The 22,751-nt window shown below is 60.6% G+C and carries 17 protein-coding genes and 1 pseudogene; 11 read left to right on the top strand and 7 right to left on the bottom strand.

Features of this window, described 5'->3' with window-relative positions:
- Positions 1 to 23: 23 nt before the first annotated feature.
- The 7 genes and pseudogenes from ACZ5G6_RS23785 to ACZ5G6_RS23755 all read right to left on the bottom strand — a co-directional run.
- Positions 24 to 998, bottom strand: a pseudogene (locus ACZ5G6_RS23785) (transposase); the annotation flags it as partial.
- Between the two features lie 63 nt (positions 999 to 1,061).
- On the bottom strand, positions 1,062 to 2,309 hold the full coding sequence (locus ACZ5G6_RS23780) for an IS256 family transposase (RefSeq protein ID WP_498692098.1): 1,248 nt from the start codon (positions 2,307 to 2,309) through the stop codon (positions 1,062 to 1,064).
- A gap of 116 nt (positions 2,310 to 2,425) precedes the next feature.
- Positions 2,426 to 2,743, bottom strand: a complete 318-nt coding sequence (locus ACZ5G6_RS23775; protein WP_498692095.1) for a hypothetical protein — start codon at positions 2,741 to 2,743, stop codon at positions 2,426 to 2,428.
- Positions 2,744 to 3,391: 648 nt separating this feature from the next.
- A complete protein-coding gene (locus ACZ5G6_RS23770) occupies positions 3,392 to 4,378 on the bottom strand; it encodes an aldo/keto reductase (RefSeq protein ID WP_498692093.1) in 987 nt (328 codons plus the stop codon).
- Between the two features lie 497 nt (positions 4,379 to 4,875).
- Positions 4,876 to 5,892 (bottom strand): alcohol dehydrogenase catalytic domain-containing protein, encoded by a 1,017-nt coding sequence (locus tag ACZ5G6_RS23765; protein ID WP_498692089.1) that lies wholly within the window; start codon positions 5,890 to 5,892, stop codon positions 4,876 to 4,878.
- Positions 5,893 to 5,902: 10 nt separating this feature from the next.
- Entirely contained in the window at positions 5,903 to 6,832 is a 930-nt protein-coding gene (locus tag ACZ5G6_RS23760; protein WP_498692087.1) for an alpha/beta hydrolase, read from the bottom strand.
- Positions 6,833 to 6,911: 79 nt separating this feature from the next.
- Positions 6,912 to 7,853 (bottom strand): NAD(P)-dependent oxidoreductase, encoded by a 942-nt coding sequence (locus ACZ5G6_RS23755; RefSeq protein WP_498692084.1) that lies wholly within the window; start codon positions 7,851 to 7,853, stop codon positions 6,912 to 6,914.
- A gap of 443 nt (positions 7,854 to 8,296) precedes the next feature.
- Here ACZ5G6_RS23755 and ACZ5G6_RS23750 point away from each other — a divergent pair, with 443 nt between their 5' ends.
- The 11 genes from ACZ5G6_RS23750 (at position 8,297) to ACZ5G6_RS23700 (ending at position 22,733) form a co-directional block, all read left to right on the top strand.
- The gene (locus ACZ5G6_RS23750) at positions 8,297 to 9,331 is read left to right on the top strand and encodes an ABC transporter substrate-binding protein (RefSeq protein ID WP_498692082.1); all 1,035 of its coding nucleotides are present in this window, start codon (positions 8,297 to 8,299) and stop codon (positions 9,329 to 9,331) included.
- A gap of 209 nt (positions 9,332 to 9,540) precedes the next feature.
- Positions 9,541 to 11,295, top strand: coding sequence for an ABC transporter permease (locus tag ACZ5G6_RS23745; protein WP_498692080.1), 1,755 nt, complete (start codon positions 9,541 to 9,543; stop codon positions 11,293 to 11,295).
- 35 nt (positions 11,296 to 11,330) lie between these two features.
- A complete protein-coding gene (locus tag ACZ5G6_RS23740) occupies positions 11,331 to 12,470 on the top strand; it encodes an ABC transporter ATP-binding protein (RefSeq protein ID WP_498692079.1) in 1,140 nt (379 codons plus the stop codon).
- 36 nt (positions 12,471 to 12,506) lie between these two features.
- Positions 12,507 to 14,000 (top strand): aldehyde dehydrogenase, encoded by a 1,494-nt coding sequence (locus ACZ5G6_RS23735; protein WP_498692078.1) that lies wholly within the window; start codon positions 12,507 to 12,509, stop codon positions 13,998 to 14,000.
- A gap of 63 nt (positions 14,001 to 14,063) precedes the next feature.
- Positions 14,064 to 14,438, top strand: coding sequence for a carboxymuconolactone decarboxylase family protein (locus ACZ5G6_RS23730; RefSeq protein ID WP_326335700.1), 375 nt, complete (start codon positions 14,064 to 14,066; stop codon positions 14,436 to 14,438).
- 164 nt (positions 14,439 to 14,602) lie between these two features.
- The gene (locus tag ACZ5G6_RS23725) at positions 14,603 to 15,853 is read left to right on the top strand and encodes an MFS transporter (protein WP_498692077.1); all 1,251 of its coding nucleotides are present in this window, start codon (positions 14,603 to 14,605) and stop codon (positions 15,851 to 15,853) included.
- A 204-nt stretch (positions 15,854 to 16,057) separates the two neighbouring features.
- Entirely contained in the window at positions 16,058 to 17,446 is a 1,389-nt protein-coding gene (locus ACZ5G6_RS23720) for an MmgE/PrpD family protein (RefSeq protein ID WP_326335703.1), read from the top strand.
- A gap of 43 nt (positions 17,447 to 17,489) precedes the next feature.
- Complete coding sequence (locus ACZ5G6_RS23715) at positions 17,490 to 19,271, top strand: thiamine pyrophosphate-binding protein (RefSeq protein WP_498692244.1); 1,782 nt, start codon at positions 17,490 to 17,492, stop codon at positions 19,269 to 19,271.
- 10 nt (positions 19,272 to 19,281) lie between these two features.
- Positions 19,282 to 20,733, top strand: a complete 1,452-nt coding sequence (locus ACZ5G6_RS23710) for an NAD-dependent succinate-semialdehyde dehydrogenase (RefSeq protein WP_498692246.1) — start codon at positions 19,282 to 19,284, stop codon at positions 20,731 to 20,733.
- 25 nt (positions 20,734 to 20,758) lie between these two features.
- Complete coding sequence (locus ACZ5G6_RS23705) at positions 20,759 to 21,901, top strand: thiolase family protein (RefSeq protein ID WP_498692243.1); 1,143 nt, start codon at positions 20,759 to 20,761, stop codon at positions 21,899 to 21,901.
- 64 nt (positions 21,902 to 21,965) lie between these two features.
- The gene (locus ACZ5G6_RS23700) at positions 21,966 to 22,733 is read left to right on the top strand and encodes an SDR family NAD(P)-dependent oxidoreductase (protein WP_498692241.1); all 768 of its coding nucleotides are present in this window, start codon (positions 21,966 to 21,968) and stop codon (positions 22,731 to 22,733) included.
- Positions 22,734 to 22,751: the final 18 nt, after the last annotated feature.

Below are 22,751 nucleotides of genomic sequence, written 5' to 3'. Positions count from 1 at the left end.
AAGCTGAACGGTACCAGCGGGAGTTAGGCGGCTAACTGTTCGGTGGTTTCCTTGGGTTGGTTGATCCACGCTGGTCCTGGGAGGGCGAGGATTTTGGGGTCGGTGCTGGTAGTGAAGCGTTCGGGGTGTTTCGCGCGGGCTGCAGCGAGCGTTGCCGAGCGGTCTTTGGCGACGTCGGCGGCGTGGCCGTAGTGGACGTTCGCGGGCGTGTGGAAGCCGATTCCGGAGTGTTGGTGGTGATGGTTGTACCAGTCCACGAAGCCGCTGATGAATGCCCGGGCGTCGTGGACCGAGGCGAAGCGTTCGGGGAATTCCGGACCGTATTTCAGGGTCTTGAACAGCGCCTCGCTGTAGGGGTTGTCATTCGACACCCGGGGCCTGGAATGGGACCGGGTGACCTCCAGGTCCGAGAGCAGCGCGGCCACAGTCTTGGACGTCATGGACGTTCCCCGGTCTGCGTGCACGACCTGGGGGATGCCGTGGATCCCGAAGATTCCCTTCATCATTTCCACCGCCAGCACCCCGGACTCGGTGCCGTGCACGTGCGCGCCGACGATGAATCTGGAGTGGATGTCGACCATCATGTAGCAGTCGAAGTACTTGCCCTTGACCGGGCCGGCGAGTTTGGTGATGTCCCACGTGAACACCTGGCCCGGGGCCGTGGCCACCAGTTCAGGCACTGTCCGGGGCGGATGTTTGGCCAGCCGGCGGCGTTCTTTGACCTGTTTGTTTTCCTCCAGCACCCGGTAAAACGTCGATAGCGATCCCAGGTAGATTCCCTGGTCCAGCAGCTTCGTGTAGACCTGCATTGGTGCCAGGTCCACGAACTCCGGTGAGTTCAATGCCGACAGAATCCTGGCGCGCTCGGCGGCGCTGAGCTTGTTCTTCGGCACCACCGGCGCATGGTCCCGCGGCGGGGCCGGTTTGCGGTTCGCGGTCGTCCGGGAAACGCCCGTCAAGGACGCGGCCCGGCGTGAGGGGATCTTCAGTTCCAGCATCGACCGGGGGGGTGTCAAGTTTTCTGTGTAAGGGACCGGTCGGTTGTCCGGTCTGCCGGGTGGTCAGATCGGAAGTCGGTTGGGGAATTGAACGGCGAAAGCGTTCAGTGCCTGGTGCCAGCCTTGGGTGCCGGTTCCGAGTTCACCGCCGCGGGTCGTTTCGATGTTTCTGATCCCGAGGTAGACCAGCTTGATCGCGGCCTCGTCGGAAGGAAATGAGCCCCGCGTTTTGGTGATCTTCCGCAGCTGGTAGTTGATCGATTCGATCTGGTTCGTGGTGTAGATGACTTTGCGGATCTCCGGGGTGAAGGCCAGGAACGGGGTGAAGTCTTCCCAGGCGTTCCGCCAGGCCAGCACCGCCCCGGGAGCCGTGGCCTGCCAGGTTTCCGCGAAGGCCTCCATTGCCAGTTCGGCCGCCTGCACGGTCGGTGCGGTGTAGATCGGGCGCATGTCCCGGGCCATGGCTTTGCGGGCGCCGTAGGAGGCGTATTTCATGGCCGAGCGCAGCAGGTGCACGACGCAGGTCTGCACGACGGTCTGGGGGTAGATGCTGTTCACCGCTGCCGGCAGCCCGGTGAGCCCGTCACAGCACAGGATCAGGATGTCGGCGGCTCCGCGGTTGCGGATTTCGGTGAGCACGTTGGCCCAGAACTTCGCCCCTTCGCTGGTGCCCAGCCACAGGCCCAGGACCTGCTTGCGGCCCTCCACGTCAACGCCCACGGCCACGTGGCAGGCCTTGTTCACCACCACGCCGCCGTCCCGGATTTTCAGCCAGATCGCGTCGATGTAGACGATCGGATACACGGACTCCAGCGGCCGGTTCTGCCACTGGGCGACCTCATCGGCAATCACGTCCGTCACCCTCGAAATCGTCGCGGCGGAGACCTTGGTCCCGTAGATTTCATCGAGGTGGGAACCGATATCCCGGGTGCTCATCCCGCGGGCGTAGAGTGACAGGATCATGTCCTCGACCTTGCCCAACCGGCGGGCCCGCTTGGGCACGATGACCGGTTCGAAGGAGCTGTTCCGGTCCCGTGGCACTGTGACCTGCACAGGCCCCTGGAGGGTCTGAACGCTCTTGGTTGTCTTGCCGTTGCGGGAGTTGCCCGTGCCCTGCCCTGCGGGGTTCCCGGACTCGTAGCCGAGGTGGTCGCTCATCTCCGTTTCCAGGGCCCGTTCCAGGACCGCGCGGGTCATCCGGGCAAGGAGTTCCTCAACACCGTTGCGGCCCTCTCCGAGGTCCTCCGCAGCCGTGACGAGCGCGTCGATCTGATCGGCGCTCAAAACGCCTTCAAGGGGGTTAGTGGTCATACTGATTTCGGCCAAGAGGGCCCGTCCTTTCAGGGGTGAAACCGCAGGTCACACCCTAGTTAGAGACCGGACCCTTACACACTCAATGAAACACCCTCTCGACCGGTAGACGGCCATCAGCGTTTCCTGGACCGGGGCTCGTCCGGCATATCCTCTGAGGCGCTCTCTAAGAACGCCTGTAGTTTTCCCATCAGTTCCAGGGCTGCCTCGGTCTTCTTCAGCCGGCTCTCGCTCACCTCCAACTGGCGGCGCAAACGCGCGTTCTCGGCCTGGTCCGCCGTCAGTTTCCCGATCGATTCCCCGGGTTCCTTCCCGGCCAGGGAACCGGCGTCACGCAGCCGCCGCCACTCGGTCATCTGCGAGGAGTACAGGCCTTCCCGGCGCAGGAACGCACCACCCTCACTGTTCTCGCACGCGCTCTCGTACGCGGCCAAAAACTCCAGCTTCTGCGCCGCCGTGAAAGACCGGCGGGAACGCGGACCACCCGCCCGGGGTCCAGAACTACTACTACTCCTACTCACAGCACTATCTTCGCGTACTGCATTCAAAACCGGACTGGACATGATGACTGGATTCCTGGTTCTCGCCCCACGCGATCAAACGGACTTGCTATGAGCCCTTGGTACCGTTCCAGCCTGACACGTAGGGGTATCGGGACACGTAAGTCTCGTAAACGGTTGTTGAGTGAAGCACATCCTAGCGAGGGCCGGGGGATCCCACAGTGTGCATTTTCTCCATCCAGGTCTTATCAAGGGATCCCTAGATGCGACGGCTCGGGCAGCGACGCGCGCGTCGAGAGTGCCTATGAAAATGTGGTCGGTCAGCGTCCAAGCAAAGCGTCTCATATTGGCATTCTCAACAGCTGGGGTTCATTACCATTGATGGGACAGGGAGAAACGATGGCGCACCTTGGCAGTGCGAGGGTGAGCTTGGCCGACCACTATGCGAACTGGAAGCCGCCAAAGCGAACGCTCGAAGTGAGTTGCTTGGCGCCCTATTTGGACCCATCCCGATCTTTGGTTGATTGCGGCTGGCCAGGTGTGTCCTACCAGCCCCGTTCTGACTGGTGAGTACCGAGCTGATTAGCGCCCCACCAAGCCCATTTGATGCTCGTTATATCTGTTGCCTTTTACTCCGATTCGAGATGCCAGCGAGTCGAGGTCGGCGATTTCATCTGCGGACAGCCCCACGGATGTTGATCGTATGTTCTCTTCCAGCCGTTCTTCCCGACGGGTGCCGGGGATGGGTACTATCCATGGCTGTTGGGCTAGGAGCCATGCCAGGGCGATTTGTCCGGGGGTGGCCTCTTTTCCTACGGCAAGTTCGGCTATGTGTTCAATTAGTGCTTGGTTTGCGGTTCGATTCTCCGCCGTGAAGCGGGGGATCGTGCCTCTGACGTCTCCGTCTGCGAAGCGAGTCTCGGCGCTCACAGTGCCAGTGAGGAACCCCTTGCCAAGCGGGCTGAATGGGACAAATCCGATTCCAAGCTCTGCGAGAGTAGGCAGCACCTGTGCTTCGGGGTCTCTTGTCCAAAGGGAGTATTCACTTTGGACAGCTGTGACTGGGTATACGCTGTGTGCGGCTCGGATGGTTGCCGCGGAGGCCTCGGACATGCCGAAGTGGCGCACTTTTCCGGCTTTTACGAGTTCGGCAACGGTCCCGGCAACGTCTTCGATGGGAACGCTTGGGTCGACACGGTGCTGGTAGAAGAGGTCGAGTGTTTCGACTCCCAGTCGTCGGAGAGATTCATCAGCAACTTGCCTGATGCGGCTGGGGGAGCTGTCAAGTCCCACCGTCTTCCCATTCTCGATCCGCCAACCAAACTTTGTGGCTAGTACCAGGTCCTCCCTGATCGGGGCGAGAGCTTCGCCTACGAGTTCCTCGTTGACATATGGGCCGTACACCTCAGCTGTGTCGAAGAAGGTGATGCCGCTTTCCGCCGCGCTACGCAGAACACGGATCATGGCGTTTCGGTCTCCGGGGTTTGGTCCGTAACCTTGAGACATTCCCATGCAGCCCAATCCAATGGCAGAAACTTTTAGTCCCTGTCCAAGTATTCGCGTGTGCATACTTTCTCCTTTTGGTTAAACCTCAGCGAACGTTTCTGTTTGGTCGACGGTCACCTGCAAATCCTTTGACCATGCACTGCGCGTTTCCGTCCGGGTTAGAACGGCACTATTTGGAAATCGTTGCCGTCCATATGGACAAAGATCCGGGGATCCACGCCGTCGGCTTCTAGCCAGAAGCCGGAAGAATCATGCATGACGGCCTCGATCCTTCCTCGACGAAGGACTCGTTCTGATCGTCTGAGTTCCACTCGTTCCCCGAGCGTGGGTTCCCATGTCCATGGCCAGTCTGGCCGTTCCGTGTGAACGAAAGGCGATATCGGCCTTCCATGTTCAGATATGGCGCTCGTGTGGGTTTCACGGGTCGGTGGCAGTCTAAGAGTCATGGCCTTACTTCCTTGTAGTACCTCGATCGTTGAATTGGGTTATCGGTTCACGGGAAAATCAGGGTGGGTGGCTGTTCCAGTTGCGCCAGATGTAGGGCAGTCATGCCGCGACCATTAGTGCTCCGCGATGAAGACGCCCTTTCCTGACGTTTGCTTTTCGAACAGTTCGTACGCTTCCTCGGCCCGGTCGAGACTCCAGCGTTCCGTGAAAAGGGCATCGACGTCGACACCGCGGTCGACGACGAACCGTGCGCAGTCCTGCATCGCGGGAATCGACATGGTCCAGGACGTCATGGCCGTGATCTGGCGGTACAGCAGGTCCTGTACGTCGAAGTTGACGGTGGATCCAACCCCGACCCAGCAGGCTGAACCCCAAAGGTCGAGGACGTCGAGCACGCCCCTTGCCGCGCTTGAGGCCCCCGACGTTTCAAGGCTCTTGGAGACGCCGCGACCGCCGTTGAGATCCCTGACGGCGTCCCCTACGGAGTCGACCGTAGTTGGGTCAAGCGTGGCGGTAGCACCAAACTCAAGAGACCTCTCCAAACGCGAGGGTGAGATGTCAAGGGCGATCACCCGTGCTCCCATGGCTGTGGCCAGTTGTGTTGCGGCGAGTCCGACGGGACCCTGTCCGAAGATGGCGATAGTGTCATTGCCACGCAGCTGTAGCCTGTTAAGGGCGCCCCAGGCTGTACCCGTGCCGCAGCTGATGGATGCTGCTGCCAGGAACGTGAGACCTTCGGGTGCCGTGGTCACTGTGCTCAGGGGCACTGTCATGAAATCTGCGTGGGCTCCTGGCGCTGTTGCCCCCATGGCTCGTGCCCCGTTGCGGCACATTTGTGTCCAACCCGTTCTGCATTGATCACACATGCGGCAGCCAAGGTAGTGGTGGATCATGACTGCGCGGCCGAGCCATTCCGTCGATACCTGCGAACCCGTCGCAACGACGATCCCGGCCGGTTCATGTCCTCCAATCATGGGGGAGGACACCTGTGATCCACGATAGGTGTGAAGATCAGACCCACACATCCCGGAAGCCTTCACTTCGATAACTACTTCATCAGCAGCTGGAGTTGGATCATCGAATGTTGCTAGTTCCAGCTGGCGTTCGCCGTGGAAGAGGAGCCCTCGCACGTCATTTCTCCTAGTTAGTTGGTGCAGTTGCGCCGGTCGTAGGTTCGGTAGCCACTTTGGTGTTGTGGAGCAGGAAGTTACTGATGCCAGTCCAACTCTGTTGCCTGTTCAGGTGCAGATTGAACGAGTGCCCCATTCCCGGAATCGGATCCACGGCGGTGGCCGCCGCCGAGCGATAGATTGATCGCTCCTCTTCTGCAAACTCTGCGGGCAGGATCGGGTCGTACTCACCAAGTTGAATAAAGACAGGGCAGCTAACCTCGGCGAACCCAGCATCAGGGTCATCCTGCAAGGAGATGCAGTCAGACCATAAACGGCTAGGAATCGATGTTCTGAGCACCTCGTTGTCGTAGGCGATCACAGCCGGGTCAGTGCTGGGCTCGTGATAAAACTTCAGCCGACCCGGTTGTGGAACCAAGGCATACGGTTCGCTGAGAAGAGCCTCACGCGCTCCAGGCGCCCAAGCAGACCTCGGACGCCCCGCGTAGAAGCCTGTGGCCGTGATGATGAGGGAATCCGCTGCCGGCCAACGCGACTCGGTGTAGACAGATATCGAGGCACCCATGGAGTGGCCTACCAGCGCCACGTGCTCAAATGTGTGGCCCGGGATCGTTTCAGGTTTCTTCAATGAGGCGACAAGATTGCCGAGCGCATTTCCCACTGACTGGAGAGACACTGAATGTCCGTCAGGGCGGTCACTGTCGCCGACACCCGGGAGGTCAAGGGCCAAGACATCGAAACCCTCGGCGGTCATGTAGCTGGCGTATGAGTAGTCCTGGCCGTTGATCGTGGCGGCGTTCCAATACCGGTGATCGTATGAGTTGCCGTGGACGAGGACCTGGAGTACGCCTCGACGGCGGGACTTGGGTGCTGGGAAGAAATGCCCGGCGAACAGGTTCTCGCTGCTATTCGGGATGTCGATACCAAATTTGAGTGTCATTAATGCGTTCAGGGCCATGGGATTGGTTCCTTCGGGCAGGGGAGCGGGTTGGCCGACGAATATGGCTGGAGCGATGAGGCTAGGCGTCTTGGCCGGGCGATGTGGCTTGGCGCTTTGCGAGCTCTTCGGGATCGACAGCGATGCTTACGCCAGCCCTTTCAAGCTGTAATTGCAGGTAGATCCGGCAGTCCTTTTCACCGAGGCCTTTGCCCAAGGCCTCGGTCATTTCTGCAAGGGTCAGGTTCGCCAGCCGCATAGGAACCCCCAGTTCACGGCCGAGTTGCGTGGCGAGATTTACGTCTTTGTGGGCCAGGTTGAGGGCAAAGGCGGGAGGATCAAAGCGGGCGGGCAGGAATTGCCCCGTAAGCATGTTCAGTGCGGACCCCTTGCCGATAACGCCTAGTCGAAGGGCATCCCAGAGCTCCAAGGGATCGACTCCTGCCTTAACTGCGACGGAGAAGGTTTCGGCCATGGCAGTGAGAAAAATCTGGCCGGTCAGGTTGTTGACGAGCTTGACGATGGTTCCGGAACCGATCGGGCCGACGTGGCGCGGCTTGTCGCCCATGGCCTTCAGAACCTCTACATATCGGTCGAAGATCTCTCGATCACCGCCAACCCAGAATGCCATGTCACCTGACTGAGCGCCGGCCGGGCCACCGCTCACCGGCGCATCGAGCATGTAGGCGTTTTTCTTGCCGAAGGCGTCATGAATGCGTAGAGCCAATTCCCGGGAACTTGTCGAGAGCTCAAACAGGACCTGGCCTTCGGTGATGTTCTCCAGGATGCCTCCTTCACCGAGGACAACGGCCTCAACCTGAGGAGGTCCGGGAAGCGACGTGAACACGAGGTCGACGGACTTTGTGAGGTCACCGACGCTGGAGGCAGCCGAGGCACCTGCAGAAACCAATGCAGACATTGCCTCTTCCGACAGGTCAAAAACCGTTACTTCATGGCCTGCCTTGACCAAGTTCAGAGCCATGCCTCGGCCCATGTGCCCTAATCCGATGTATCCGACTTTCATGCTGATGCTCTCTCTGCTTTCGTTTCGGTTGATGGGTCGCGCAGCCCTCTATAAGACTCCAACGTCCATGGGAAGTATGGAAGGGGATCAAAGAGTTCTCATATACGTATGACTGGAAGCTGACAACCTAGCCAAGTACGTATTTATGAATGCTTGTACGTTATTATAGAAGAGCGGTAAGCGTCAATCGAGGGGCTGAGGGTTTAGTTGGGCCGAAATCTCGCACCTCCCACCGCAAACCAACCCACCTCGGCCCAAGCCGCTTCCAAACACCCTTGACCCTGCAACTCCGTTCGGGTTACGGTACGAGCGTACAGAATGACGTTCCATTTGGATCGGAGTCCGCCCTAACGGACTAGCATTTCGGATCGGACTCGAAGGAGAGACCAACGGTGTTCTTTTCACCTTTTCGAGGAACGAAGCGTCGTTCCCGAGCCGCGGCCATGGCTGGCATCATCGGGCTGACGGCGCTCGGTCTGACAGCGTGTGGAGGTTCCAGCCCGGCGACTGAAGTGTCAGCCGGCCCGCCCAGTACTGCCGATAGCTCCGCCTGGGACAAAGTCGTTGAAGCGGCAAACCAGGAAGGTTCAGTCAATCTCTATCTTTCGCTCGGTGGCGCAGATAAAGTCATCGCCGATTTCGAGAAGGCATACCCCAAGATCAAGGTGAAGCAGACCTTTGCCGCCACGGCCGACCTCATCCAGAAGTTGGACCAGGAAATGGACGCCGAGGCCAAGGGCGCCGATCTGGTGATGCATGCTTCTCCTGGGTGGTTCTCGGACCGCTACGCAGCAGAGAAATTCGCCTCACTGAGTGTCAGCCCGGATCGTTCCGCGGAAGGTTGGCAGGACCGGCTCGAGGGTAAGAGCTACGCGACGATTTTCGGTTTCCCCTACACAATTTCCAGCAAAACCGGACAACAGGTCTTCACGGACACCCAGTCCCTGCTGAACGCCAACCCGAAAGTCAAAATCGGGCTAAATGACCCGCACGTGTCCGTTGCGGCGGCTTTCTATTACGACACCCTTCGGGAAACCTTCGGCGACAAGATCCTGGATCAACTGGCCGCGACCAACCACACAGTGTCAGCTGGCAACACGGCTTTGGCTCAGGCCCTGGCTGCCGGTTCCTTCGACTACGCGGTTCCTGGCCAGTCCAGTACCACAGCACCCCTCATTGCCAAGGGTGCACAGATCGTAGAAACGGTTCCCACCAAAGCCGTTACGGGCGCTTACTACAACGTCGCTGCGATAAAGACCGCACCGCACCCGAACGCGGCACAGGTGCTGGCTAATTGGTTGATGGGCAAGGACGGGGCCACGTCCTTTGTGAAGAACATTTCCCCGGCAACAGTGCCCTTGAAGGTCGATGGAGCCATCCCGTGGGGCGAGGTCAAAACCTATGACCCGAAGGAATGGACCACGGACAAGTGGAATGCATGGATCGCCAAGTACTGGACTCCCCGATTCGGCGGATAACAGGCTGACGGTATAGAGCACCGCTGGTTGTCGGTCACCCCCACAACCAGCGGTGCTCTCCCGAGAGGGAACCCGGCAACGCCCGAGACGCAATAAAAGCTTCTGGCGCTCAAGCAACTAAAACGACAAAGAACGCCGAGCTTCAGAAGGCGTCGTCGAGCGGACCGGTTGTCACACCCGTCCGGCGGCGGAAGAAGGAGAGATCGCTCATGACGAGTCCGACAATGGAGTCGAAGCAACAAGACAAAGAGGCTGAGAGTGCTAGTCGCCGCAGCCGCCCAACGCCGCCGCGACGGAGCCAGCCAGCGAAGCTGCGGACCCCGGCAACCTGGTACACCCTCGCCGCAGCGCTGGCGTTTCTGATTATCTGGCCGGTGGGCCTGTTCTTCTCGCGGATTTTCGACAACGGCGGTTCCGCCTTTGGACGGCTTTTCGCAATTCCCAATATTGGTTCAACTCTGCTGACAACGGTTCTGCTGGCAGGCGGGTCGACCATCATCGGCGCCGTCTTGGCGGTGGCGCTTTCAGCGGCAGCTCTGCGGGTTCCTGCCGGGATGAAGTCATTCGCTGCCCTCATGCCGCAGATACCGCTCGTGATTCCCCCCGTCGCGTTTGTATACGGTTGGATCTTCATCAGTGATCCCACGGTGGGGTACGCAAACACCTTGCTGAGAGGGCTGCCCTTCCTAGACGGTCTTAAAGACGGCCCCATCGACATCTACACCATCCCCGGGATCATCCTCTTCACAGGTATCGAAGTTACCGGCATGATCTTCGCGTTCGTCTACCCACGGTTGTTGGAGATCAACGGCTCCGTGGAGGCCGCAGCCCGAATTGCCGGCGCATCAACCCTGCGCAGTTTCATGACGATCTCCTTCCCTTTGCTGCGGCCGGGCTTGATTGCCGGCGTCGTGGTCGCTTTCCTGACTGGAATTGGGCAGTTCACCGCACCCCTCTTCCTGGGGACCAGAGAAAACATCAAGGTCATCTCCACGGAAATCTTCCGGCTGCGCGAAGACTTCCCGGTCGACTACCCCCTCACCGCAGCGCTCGGCCTGCCCCTGCTCATTTTCGGTGTCACCGCCATTTTGGTCCAACGCCGCGTCGTGGGCGACCAGCGCCGTTACATCACATCGAGCACCGGACGTGGCATCACGCGAAAGCCCTCGATGGGAGCGGCTGCGTTCGTCATCGGCTACGCCGTCTTTGTCGTCGGTCTTCCCCTCGTCGCCATCGTGCTCGTGGCGTTCTCCCCGTTTTGGGACGGCAACCTCGCCAACATCACATTCACCCTTCAGAACTTCGTCACCGTATTCGAGGACCCTGACGTTGGACAATCAATCTCCAACAGCCTCATAGCTTCGTCTCTGGCAGTAGCCGTTGTGGTTCCGCTTGGCTTCATAACGGCATTGGCCTTGAGCGGTGTCATCAAAGCTCCACGTCCCGTCGTGAAGACCCTGGACTTCATCTTCATTGCTCCGCTGGCCGTCCCGCGAGCACTGCTTGGCATGGTTATCGTCTTTGTCTTCATCCGCCCACCGTTCTCTCTCTACGGGTCACTGGCTCTGTTCGTGATCGGTTATGCATTCATCGCTCTGCCGTTCGCCCTTCGGTCTCAGTATTCGAGCCTGATCGGTGTGGACAAGTCATTATTTGAAGCCTCCCGGGTGAGCGGGGCAAGCCAGCTCCGCATGATCGCAACGATCACCTTGCCAATCGCCCGCCGCGGCATTGCCGCCGCCGTGGCTTTGGCCTTCGTCATGCTGACCAATGACTTCGCAGTATCTGTGATGGTGCAGGCCCCAGGCCAACAGGTCATGGGCACGCTCCTCTATCAACTGGGACAAGAGGGCGCCGCACCCGAAGTTGCCGTCATGTCTCTGATCATCACATTCGTAACCGCCGCGATTCTGACCCTGACGGTAAGAATCGGTGGCGGGAAACAAGCTTTGGAGAGTTTCTAGTGAGTACAGCAAACGTTGAAGAGAGGAATTCCACCATGGAAACCTCAAAAGCTGTGAAGCCCATCAGCACATCCCTGACCGGTGTCGGGAAGTCTTTCGCGGCTAAGGGCAGGACAGTTGATGCCATCTCGGACCTCAACCTTGAAGTCGAAGAAGGCGAATACGTAGTTATCGTCGGGCCCAGTGGGTGTGGAAAATCCACACTGATCCGCTGCATTGCCGGGCTCGAAAGTCCCACTGCGGGGACGATCAGCATCGGCGGCAAATCTGTCTACGATGCAGCAAAGTCCATCGACACCAAGGTGAACGCCCGCAACGTCGGCATGGTCTTCCAGAGCTACGCACTGTGGCCGCACATGACCGTCGAGCAGAACGTTGAGTATCCGCTGAAGATGAGGAAAATCGCCAAGGCGGAGCGGCAGGAACGTGTCGCGAAAGTCCTGGAAGCACTCGAGTGCACACAGCTGTCCAAGCGGCTCCCAGCAGAGTTGAGCGGTGGTCAGCAACAGCGTGTGGCTCTTGCCCGTGCACTGGTCTACGAACCGGCTGTGCTCCTTCTCGACGAACCTCTCAGCGCACTCGATGCGCTGCTCAGGGTCTCCCTGCGCACCGAGCTTCTCCGCCTCCATCGCGCTCTTGGCTATACGGCCATCCACATCACCCATGACCAGGAAGAAGCCTTGGAAATGGGCGACCGTGTAGTACTCATGAGGGAAGGACGAATTGAACAGGTCGGCCCTCCGGCCGAAGTCTATGCCCGTCCTGTGTCTCCGTATGCGGCAAACTTCCTGGGGGTCCGCAACAAGCTCGCGGTCACCAGGAGCGAGGGTGGGCTCCGACATGGCGGGGTCATGATCGAGGGCAGCCAGTCCCTTGCTGCTTCCGCGGCAGGCAACGACTCCTTGCAATTGTTCGTTAGATCCCGGGACACCCACGTCCGCAGGCTCTCCTCTTCGGTCCAGCCACAGCCAGGCGATATTGAGGTTGAAGGTGTCATCACCCAAGTTGCCCTCGGTGAAGGTGGCCGGCGGCAGTACGTCGTGGACATCGACGGCGCCCTTTGGTACGCCCAACACGGGGAAGACCCGGATCTCGCCGTAGGGGAGAGCGTCCGTGTACGGGCCTCGGCAGCACACGCTCTCCTGTACGAGGGCGAAAACCTGATCAACCACTAAGACACGTCAACACGAGGCACCAAGTCTGAGGAAGAAATGACACTTACGCGCACATACGACTCGCTCTTCATCGACGGACAGTGGATGAAGCCGTCCAGCTCGGAGACCATCCAGGTGGTCTCACCGGCAACCGAGCAAGTCATCGGTACCGTCCCTACCGCATCCATCCAGGATATCGACCGGGCCGTAAGCGCAGCCCGCACGGCCTTCGACAAGGGACCCTGGCCGACCATGGCCCCGCAAGAGCGTTCGGAAATCCTCCGGCGGGTTCGGGACAAAATTGCAGAGCGCCGTGATGACTTTGCGGACTTGATTACCGAAGAGATGGGCAGCCCCATCACCCAGTCCAGGACCATCCAGGTCGGAGCGCCGCTGGCGTTGCTTGACTCCTACCTCGAACTCGTTGAGACCTTCCCGTTCCGTGACATCCGAACTGCCCAGTCGGGCAGCGCGCTCGTGACACGAGAACCGCTCGGTGTCGTCGCTGCTGTGGTGCCCTGGAATGTTCCCCTGACCGTGGCCATCCAGAAGGTTGCACCATCCTTGCTGACCGGCTGCGCCGTCGTGCTGAAGCCTGCTTCGGAGACCCCCCTGACGACGTTGGCCTTGGCGAGGCTCTTTGAGGAAGCCGGCCTGCCGCCTGGAGTCCTGAACGTTCTACCGGCCAGCCGCGAAGTCAGTGAATACTTGGTGAGCCATCCCGGCGTGGACAAACTGACATTTACTGGTTCGACGGCCGTAGGCCGGCGTTTGGCATCAATCTGCGGGCAGAATCTGACGCGCGTGACCCTGGAGCTCGGTGGCAAGTCCGCCGCTATCGTCCTTGACGATGCCGATCTGGATGCCACCATCGAATCCCTGCGCCTGGCCTCGCTGCGAAACAGCGGCCAGATCTGCAGTCTCAAGACGCGCCTGCTGGTCTCAAACCGGCGCCACGATGAGTTTATTGACCGCCTCCGTGCGCTCGTTGAGTCCATGCCGGTCGGAGATCCGCGGGACGCGGCGACACAAATTGGCCCCATGGCAACGGCACGGCAACGCGATGTCGTCCAGAATTACATTGACGCCGGTAAGAACGCCGGCGCAAAGGTGGCCATCGGCGGCGGACGAACTTCCCAGGACCGCGGGTACTTCGTCGAACCCACCGTCTTCACTGATACCGACCCTGATATGAGTATCGTTCTGGAGGAAATCTTCGGTCCCGTACTGACAGTGTCCCGTTATGAAGACGAGGACATGGCCGTTCAATTGGCGAACCACTCTCCGTATGGTCTCAACGGTGCCGTCTTCACGAGTGATCTTGAGCGTGGCCTCGCAGTTGCCTCCCGGATCCGTACCGGAACAGTGGAAATCAACGGCAATTCGGCGGGCTTCCATGCGCCTGTTGGTGGTTTCAAGGACAGCGGCATTGGGCGTGAAGCCGGGTACGAGGGTCTCGATGCTTACACCGAACCGAAGTCGTACGGCCTGCCGCACGACTTCGTCCTTGGACTCGAAACTGCCGGTAAATCCCGTGTCGGCAGCGCCTGATCGAACGTCCCGTTCCCTGCTCGGAGTGGCGCCCCGAGCCACGGCTACAGAAGGAGGCCCACCATGGGCACAGATCGCTACGAAGAAGGCCTGAAGATCCGGCGGGAGGTTAATGGAGACGAGGTCGTCGACCGGATCCTGAACGATACAGACGAGTTCTCACGGCCTATCCAGGATCTGGTCACGGAATACTGCTGGGGAGAAATCTGGGGTCGTCCAGGACTAGACCGCCGCAGTCGCAGCATTCTTAACATCGGCATGCTGGCTGCCATGAACCGTCCCGACGCCTTGGCTGGACACATCCGCTCCGGATTAGTCAATGGACTAACGCCCGAGGAGGTCCAGGAATGTCTCCTGCAGGTGGCCGTCTACGCGGGCATGCCCGCTGGGCTTGCAGCCTTTAAAGTCGCCCGCGAAGTCATAGCGGAGACGGCCTAACAGCCCTGCCTTACAGGGAAACCCCTGGGCCGTTGCGGCCACACCGCGACGGCCCAGGGGTTTGCCCAGAACAGCTTTTCCTGTTGCCTCCTGGAAAAACGGTGGCAGCCAACGATGCATAGAACCCGGGGGTTAAACATGCGTCACACCTACCCAGGCCGTCAATGAGATCGAAATCCGGCACTCCACGGAACACACTCCAGCTCATCCTTCATCCTGAATTTGGCTCCGCCCTGGCCGGCAAAGTCATTCTCGTCACCGGTTTCTGGGCGCAGACAATGCTGCTCGTGGTCCTGACTTTCGAGCAAACACATTCAGCTGCCTGGGTCGGCGCCATTACCGCAGCCCAACTGCTGCCCCAGCTCTGCCTGGCCCTGGTCAGCGGTGGAATGGCAGACAAACGCGGTCCCCAGATCCCGATTGTCGTCGGCGGCATCTGCACCGGCCTCGGATGCATCGGCCTGGCAATTTGGCTTGCCGTCCCGGACACCGTACGGGCAGTTCCAATCCAAATGCCACTTCTGGTCGCTTCGGCCATCTGTGGGGTGGGAATTGCCCTCGCTTCAGCGGCCATGCAAGCTGTCCCGCCACGGCTTTCGGAACCAGACGAACGCAATGCGGCGCTCTCACTGAACTTTCTCCCCACGGCCCTGGCCCGAACGGTCGGGCCGATCGCCGGCACGGCGTTGGCGGTCATCTTCGGTTCAATCGCGACCCTCGGGATTGTGGGCGCCGCCTGCATCGGCGCCTCATTCATCTTTGTCTTCATCCGCCGTCTTGGAACGCCGAGTGATACCCAGGCGCCGGTCCAACGACTTCGTGATGTCCTCGGCTACCTTCGGACAGACTGGACTCTCATTGCAGTGCTGGCTGCCGTCGCGGCGATCGGTGCGGGTTCAGAGGCGGCAATCACCCTCGCGCCGTCCATCGGAAACCTCTTGGGCATAGGAGCATCGGGGGCCGGCTGGGTGACGGCGGCCTTCGGCATCGGAGGCCTCCTGGGGGTCGTCGGCTTCAAACTGGCTTGCCTCAAATGCAAAACCGAAACAGTCGGCTGCCTATCCATGGCTCTCTTGAGCGCTTCGATTGCCATTCTGGCCATAGCTCCGCCGTTGGCGTGGGCTACAGCTCTGCTCGTGATCGCCGGGGCAAGCATGGTCATGGGCATCACCGCCTTCAGCATCCTCGCCCAGCAGCGATCACCCGTTGCCTTTCTTGGGAGGGTCATGGCCCTTTGGGTCATGGCGTTTACCGGTATTCGACCTCTGGCTGGCATCAGCTTGGGTTTCATCTCCGACCACGCGTCCCCCTCGACTGCTCTGCTCACATCCGGTGTCGTGACCATCCTGGCCTCGACTGCCGTATTTCTTGTGTTGTCGGCCCGCCGTAGCTCGGACGCCATGACTGAGGACTGAAATCACAGTCGATCCACACAAGGGGCCCCGCCGACCGGCGGGGCCCCTTGTGCTTGACGCAGGGACCGTAGCTGAGTATGGTTGCGTTGCTAATAACGAATGAGTGTTCAGCATTCCGAACAAAAACAATCTCCGCTCCTTCTCTTTGACCCTATGGATCAGAGGACCAGGGCGGGAAAAGCAAAACGTGATCAAAGGAGAACCGTGAGCTCATTGACGGCTGACATCGGTCAGTTCCTGGAGAATGTGAAATACGAGGACCTGCCGGTCGAGGTTCTGCCCATGGTTCGTGACGCCTTCACCGACACCGTGGCTGTCGTCATGGTTGGGCTTGACCAGCCGGTCACGGAGATCGTCCGACGGACCCTCGTAGAACCCGCCAGCGTAGCCGAGGCCCGTGCCTGCCTATCAGACCGGCTGGTCTCTGCACCGAACGCAGCCCTTCTGGCTGGGGCCATCGCGCATTCCCTCGACTACGACGACCAGTCAATGTCCGGACATCCCAGCGCGGTGCTCGTTCCGGCCATCCTGGCCGAAGCGGAGGTGCTTGGGTCCACGGGCAAGGACATGGTGACCGCTTACGTCGCGGGCTACGAGGTTTGGTGCGAGCTGTGGCGGCGCGACCGCAACTACCACGCCAAGGGGTGGCACCCCACGTCGGTGTTCGGCAGTATGGCCGTCGCTGCTGCCGGCGCCGTGCTGCATCGACTCCCCGCCGAGCGGGCAGCCGCTGCCGTGGCCATCGCCGGCAGCCATGCAGGCGGACTGTTTTCCAACTTCGGATCCATGATGAAGGGCTACCACGCCGGCATGGCGGCACGCTTCGGTCTTGAAGCTGCCCGCCTGGCGGCTGCGGGAATGAGCGCCGGCGTGGATGCCATCGAGAACAAGCAGGGCTTCCTGATGGCGTTCTCCACAGACCGGACCCCGGACCTGACCTCGGAATCGAAACTCGGGAAAGAGTGGTACCTGCCCAAGCACAAGTTGCAGTTCAAACTGCACCCCACCTGCTACTTCCTGCACAGGTCTTTCAACGGAACCGTCAAGATGCTGGCCGGCCGCGAGGTCAACCCGGAAGATGTCGAATCCGTGGAAGTCCGCATGGGTCGCAGCCAGGTGACCGTACTGGTTTACGAACAGCCGCAGAACCGGTGGGAAGCGGAATTCAGTGGTCAGCACGGAATCGCCGCCGCAGTTATTCTCGGGAAAATGGGCGTTCCCGAACTCGCCGACGAAGTCGTCCAACGCCCGGACTTCCAGGCCTTCTACCCGAAGGTGAAACTGATCCCCATCGACGATGTCGACGAACGGGATCCCGTCTTCTCATCGTACGAGTCGGTGAAACTGACACTTCGCAGTGGTGAAGTCATCGACAGCGGCCCCATTCTCAGTGTGCCAGGCCAGGCAGACCAGCCCCTCACCACAGAAGAAATGTGGGGCAAATTCCGTGAGTGCACCGCTTTGACCCACTCCGAGAACGAGGCCCGTGAACTCTTCGACACCCTCCAGCGCATCGATTCGCTGTCGTCGGTAAACGAGCTTCCAACCCGCGTAGGGCTCTTTGAGAGCAACTTCGCCAGCAATGTCCACTAACGGATCCATCCGGGATCCATTCACAATCTGATTGAGGAAAGTCATGGGACAAATAACTGTCGCACAGGCCATCGCCCGACTGCTGGAGCAGATGGGCACCGAAGTCGTCTTTGGTCTTAACGGTCATGGCAACTGGGCGCTACTTGACGCCTTCGTTCACGAGTCCAACATCCGCAGTGTCGCTGTCCGAAGCGAGGACCACGCCGTGGAACTTGCGGACGGATACTGGCGTCGCAAGCGCTCGGCGCCCCTTCCCATCGTCACCACCAGCGTGGGACCGGGCAACATGAACACCGTCCCGCCGATCGCCTCCGCCTACTACGAGTCCATCGGCATGCTGATCCTGGCCGGTGTCGGCGCTACCCACTGGTTTGACCGCGGTGGCATTGAAGAGTTCTACCGCGACAGCCCCGAGGACTGGGCCGGCGTCATGCGGCCGATCGCCAAGAAGTCACTGATGGCAACCCGCCCGGACACCGTGATCGACATGTTCCTTCGCGCCTACCAGACGGCCCACTCTGGTCGCCCGGGCCCCGTTGTCATGGCAATCCCTTTCGACATCCAGAACACACTCATCTCTGATGAACTTCCGGATCCCCGCCCGTACATGGTCAGCCACCGTCCTTCAGCGGACCCCCAGGGCATCGCCAAAGCCGTGGAACTGTTGAAGACGGCAAAGCGTCCCGCCCTGGTCGTTGGAAGCGGGATTGCCAATTCCGGTGCGTACGACGCCCTTCTGGAGTTGGTCGAAACCACCGGCATCCCCGTGTTTCCAACGCCAACCGGGAAAGCAGCCATCCCTGAAGACCACAGGCTGTCCATGGGTTGCATCGGCCGGGCCGGGACGGGGCACGGCAATTTCGGGGCCAAGAACAGCGATGTCGTCGTTGCTGTCGGCACGCACTTCACCGACATTGATACTGGTGGATGGACGCTGTTCGACATTCCCACGAACACGAAGTTGATCCACATCGACATCGACACGGCAGAGCTTGGCCGGGCCTACCCCACCGAAGTGTCCATGACCTCCGACGCACGTCTGGGCCTCGAAGCGCTGACCATCGCCGCCCGTGAAGCCGGCATCGTAGAGCAGACAGAATGGACCTCGCTGCTGGACTCAAAGCGCAACGAGTGGTTGTCCGAAACTGAGGGAATGCGGACCTCCGGCATCGCACCGCTGCACTACGCAAGGGTCACCTGGGACACCGCAGCGGTTGTGGCCGAACAGTGCCCGGATGCATCCATCCACTTCGACACCGGGAATTTGCTCAGCTTCGGGCCGTCCTTCATGCCCGCGTCCTCGCGGCACGTCGCCCACTCCGGCTTCATGCACCGGATGGGCTGGAGCGCAGCCTCTGCCCTCGGTGCCAGCATTGCCAGCGACAATGGCCCGGCCATTGCCCTTCTTGGCGACGGCGCGTTCCTGATGCGGGCTACGGTCGTTCCGACCGCTGTGGAACTCAACCTTCCCATCGTCTGGGTCGTCATGGACAACCGGTCCTTCCAGATCGAGCGCGAAACCATGATCAAGGTTTACGGCCGTGAGTCCATGTGCGACTACCGCAAGGAAGGCGAAGAGGGCCTTTGGGGTCCAGACTACGCCGCAATGGCGGAAGCCATGGGTGCCAACGCCATCCGCGTTACCCAGGCGGACGAATACAAGCCCGCTCTGGAGAAGGCGATCGCTTCGGGCCAGCCGACCCTGATCACAGTCGACACCGAACTTGAGACACCCCAGTACCGGGCCATCTGGTACCCCTACCCGGCCAACTTCGACGAGACCTGGAAGCCGGGCCCGGTCGAAGCCCCCACGACAGGAGAGTAAAGTGCCCGAACTGCGCCTCACAGATCCAACCCTTCTCCGCACCGCGTGCCGCGTTGGCGGGGAATGGATCGCAGCCGATTCCGGTGAGTCGATCCCGGTCCGTAATCCCGCAACGGGCGATGAGGTCGGAACAGTACCGTTCTTCCGGACGGCCGAGACCCGACGTGCGATTGAATCCGCCGAGAAGGCCCTGCTGTCGTGGCGGGGACTCCTCGCCAAGGAACGTGGACGCCTTCTGCGTCAGTGGTTCGACCTCGTCATTGAAAACCGCGAGGACTTGGCCCGGATATTGACCGCCGAGCAGGGGAAGCCACATAAAGAGGCCCTCTCCGAGATCGTCAACGGGGCGCAGTTCATCGAATGGTTCGCCGAGGAAGCCCGCCGGGTTTACGGCGAGACGATCCCAGCGCCAGCGCAGGACCGCCGTGTCGTCGTGATCAAACAACCCATCGGGGTCTGCGCCGCAATCACACCGTGGAACTTCCCGAACACGATTGTGACGCGGAAAGTAGCAGCCGCACTCGCGGCCGGATGCACGATGATCGTGCGTCCGGCCAGCGAGACCCCTTTCTCGGCCCTTGCCCTGGCAGAACTTGCCACGCGCGCTGGGATCCCTGACGGGGTCTTCAATGTCATCACGGGCCATGCGAGGGAGATGGGCCTTGAGCTGACCACCAACCCTGTCATTCGGAAACTGTCCTTCACCGGTTCAACCGAGGTTGGACGCATCCTGATGGGCCAGAGCGCAGGCACGATCAAGAAGCTGGCTCTGGAACTCGGCGGCAACGCTCCGTTCATCGTCTTCGATGACGCAGACATTGATCAGGCGGTCGAAGGAGCTCTGGCCTCGAAGTTCCGCAACAGCGGACAGGCTTGTGTCGGTGCCAACCGTTTTTACGTTCAGGACGCCGTCTACGACGAGTTCTCCGCTCGATTGGCAGAGCGCGTCAGCCAAATGGTTGTCGGCGACGGCACCGACCCCGACGTGAACATGGGCCCCCTGATCGACACCGAGGCTGTTGAAAAGGTTGAGTCACATATTGCGGACGCAGTCGGGAAGGGTGCCCGCGTGATCGCAGGCGGCAAGCGCCATGCTTTGGGCAGGTCCTTCTTCGAACCGACCGTCATGGTGGATGTCAGCCCCGACGCCCGGGTATCCCGCGAAGAAACGTTCGGCCCACTGGCATCGATTTTCCGGTTCAGCGAGGAATCAGATGCCTTGAACGCCGCGAACGACACTGAGCTGGGCCTGGCCGCTTACGTCTACACCAGGGACATCGGACGCATCTGGCGAATGGGCGAAGGGATTGAAACCGGCATGGTCGGATTCAATGTCGGCCTCATGGCCAACGAAGCGGTCCCCTTCGGAGGGATCAAGGAATCCGGGATGGGACGCGAAGGGTCACACTACGGCCTCGAGGACTACCTGGAAGTCAAATACCTCTGCATGGGCGGAATCTGAACCGCTACCGATAAGGAGACGAGACATGCGCGAAGCAGTAATTGTCGAAGCAGTCCGAACGCCAATTGGGCGGCGGAAAGGCGCGCTGGCCAACGTACACCCCGTGGACTTGTCGGCCCACGTATTGAACAGCCTCCTGGAACGTACGGGGCTCAGCCCTGAAGACGTCGACGACGTCGTGTGGGGTTGCGTCACGCAGCTCGGAGACCAGTCCGGCAATGTGGGCCGGTTCGCGCTGCTTTCTGCTGGCTGGCCGGAGTCCATTCCCGGCGTGACCATCAATCGTGCCTGCGGGTCCAGCCACCAGGCGATCGAGTTTGCGGCCATGGGTGTCATGTCCGGGCGCTACGACCTCGCGGTTGCGGGCGGCGTCGAATCCATGACCCGCGTGCCTCTCGGGGCCACGCGAGCTGTGGGCGAGCCGTACGGTCCAGGCATGAACGTGCGGTACAACAACGTTGGCTTCGAGCAAGGCCCTGGTGCCGAAATGATGGCCAAGCGTTGGGGGCTATCCAGGGAACAGCTGGATGAATACTCACTCGCCTCGCACGCCAAGGCTGCCGCTGGGGTGGACTCCGGCGCCTTTGACCGGCAGCTGGTCCCCGTCCCGGCAGCGCCGGACCTTCTCTCGGATGAGGGCATCAGGCGTAACTCCTCCATGGAGGCCCTCGCCAACCTTTCCCCTGCGTTCGGAGAAGATGGATTGGTCACTGCAGGCAACGCCTCGCAGATATCCGATGGCGCGGCCGGGGTCATCGTCACTACACCTGAGCACGCCGCCAAGCTCGGCCTCAAGCCCATCGTGCGGTTGCACAGCGGTGTTGTGGCAGGAGACGACCCCACGCTGGTTCTGTCGGCCCCGATCCCGGCAACGGCCAAGTTGTTGTCCCGCAGCGGCGTCCGCCTAGAGGACATCGGCGTGTATGAAGTAAATGAGGCCTTTGCTGCTGTGCCGTTGGCTTGGCTGGCCGAGACCGGTGCTGACCCGGCCAAGTTGAATCCGCTTGGCGGTGCCATCGCTGTAGGCCACCCGTTGGGGGCCTCGGGAGCGATCCTGATGACCCGGATGATCAACTACATGCGCGACAACGGGGTCCGGTACGGACTCCAGACCATTTGCGAGGCCGGAGGCACGGCCAACGCTTCAATCGTCGAACTCCTCGCCTAAGCCCCGATACGCGAAACAGGGGTGTGGCGCTGCCGCATCCCGAACAAACTGGAAGGACCCTTTCTTGGAACTCAAGGGAACATCAACGCTGGTGACCGGCGGTGCATCGGGGCTCGGCTTTGCCACCGCGGCGCGGTTGGTTGGCAAAGGAGCGAACGTCGTCCTGCTTGATCTGCCAGGATCTCCAGGAGAAGAAGCAGTGGAGCGGCTCGGTGACCGGGCCACATTCGTCGGTGCCGACATCCTCGATGAGGAGCAGGTCGCCGCCGCCCTGGACTCAGCCGAGCAGAACGGTCCGCTCCGGGCCGTTGTACACTGCGCCGGTCGCGGAGGGGACAGGCTGCGCATCGTCGATAGAGAAGGGAAGCCTGGCGACTTCGACAGTTTTCAGAATGTTGTCAAGGTCAATCTTTTCGGAACCTACAACATCCTGCGCCTGAGCGCAGCGCGCATGGCAGAGAATGAAGTCGTGGACGGGGACCGCGGTGCCATCGTCCTGACAGCATCGGTTGCCGCGTTTGATGGCCAGATTGGCCAGGCTTCCTACACCGCATCAAAAGCCGCGGTCCACGGTCTAACACTTGTTGCCGCCCGGGACTTGGCCAGCCGCCGGATCCGGGTCAACACGATTGCCCCGGGTACTTTCGATACCCCCATGCTGGCCCGGCTGCGCACGGACATCCGTGAAGGTCTTGCAGCAGCTGTGCCGCATCCGTCCAGGCTCGGAAACCCTGACGATTACGCCCACCTCGCCGTTTCGTTCCTTGAGAACGAATACATCAACGGCGAAACCGTCCGTCTCGATGGCTCCATCAGGATGCCTCCGCGGTAACGGGCCACCTGACAACGC

Source organism: Arthrobacter sp. TmtSoilC51 (assembly GCF_055388015.1).
This window is presented reverse-complemented; position numbering and strand designations above follow the sequence as displayed.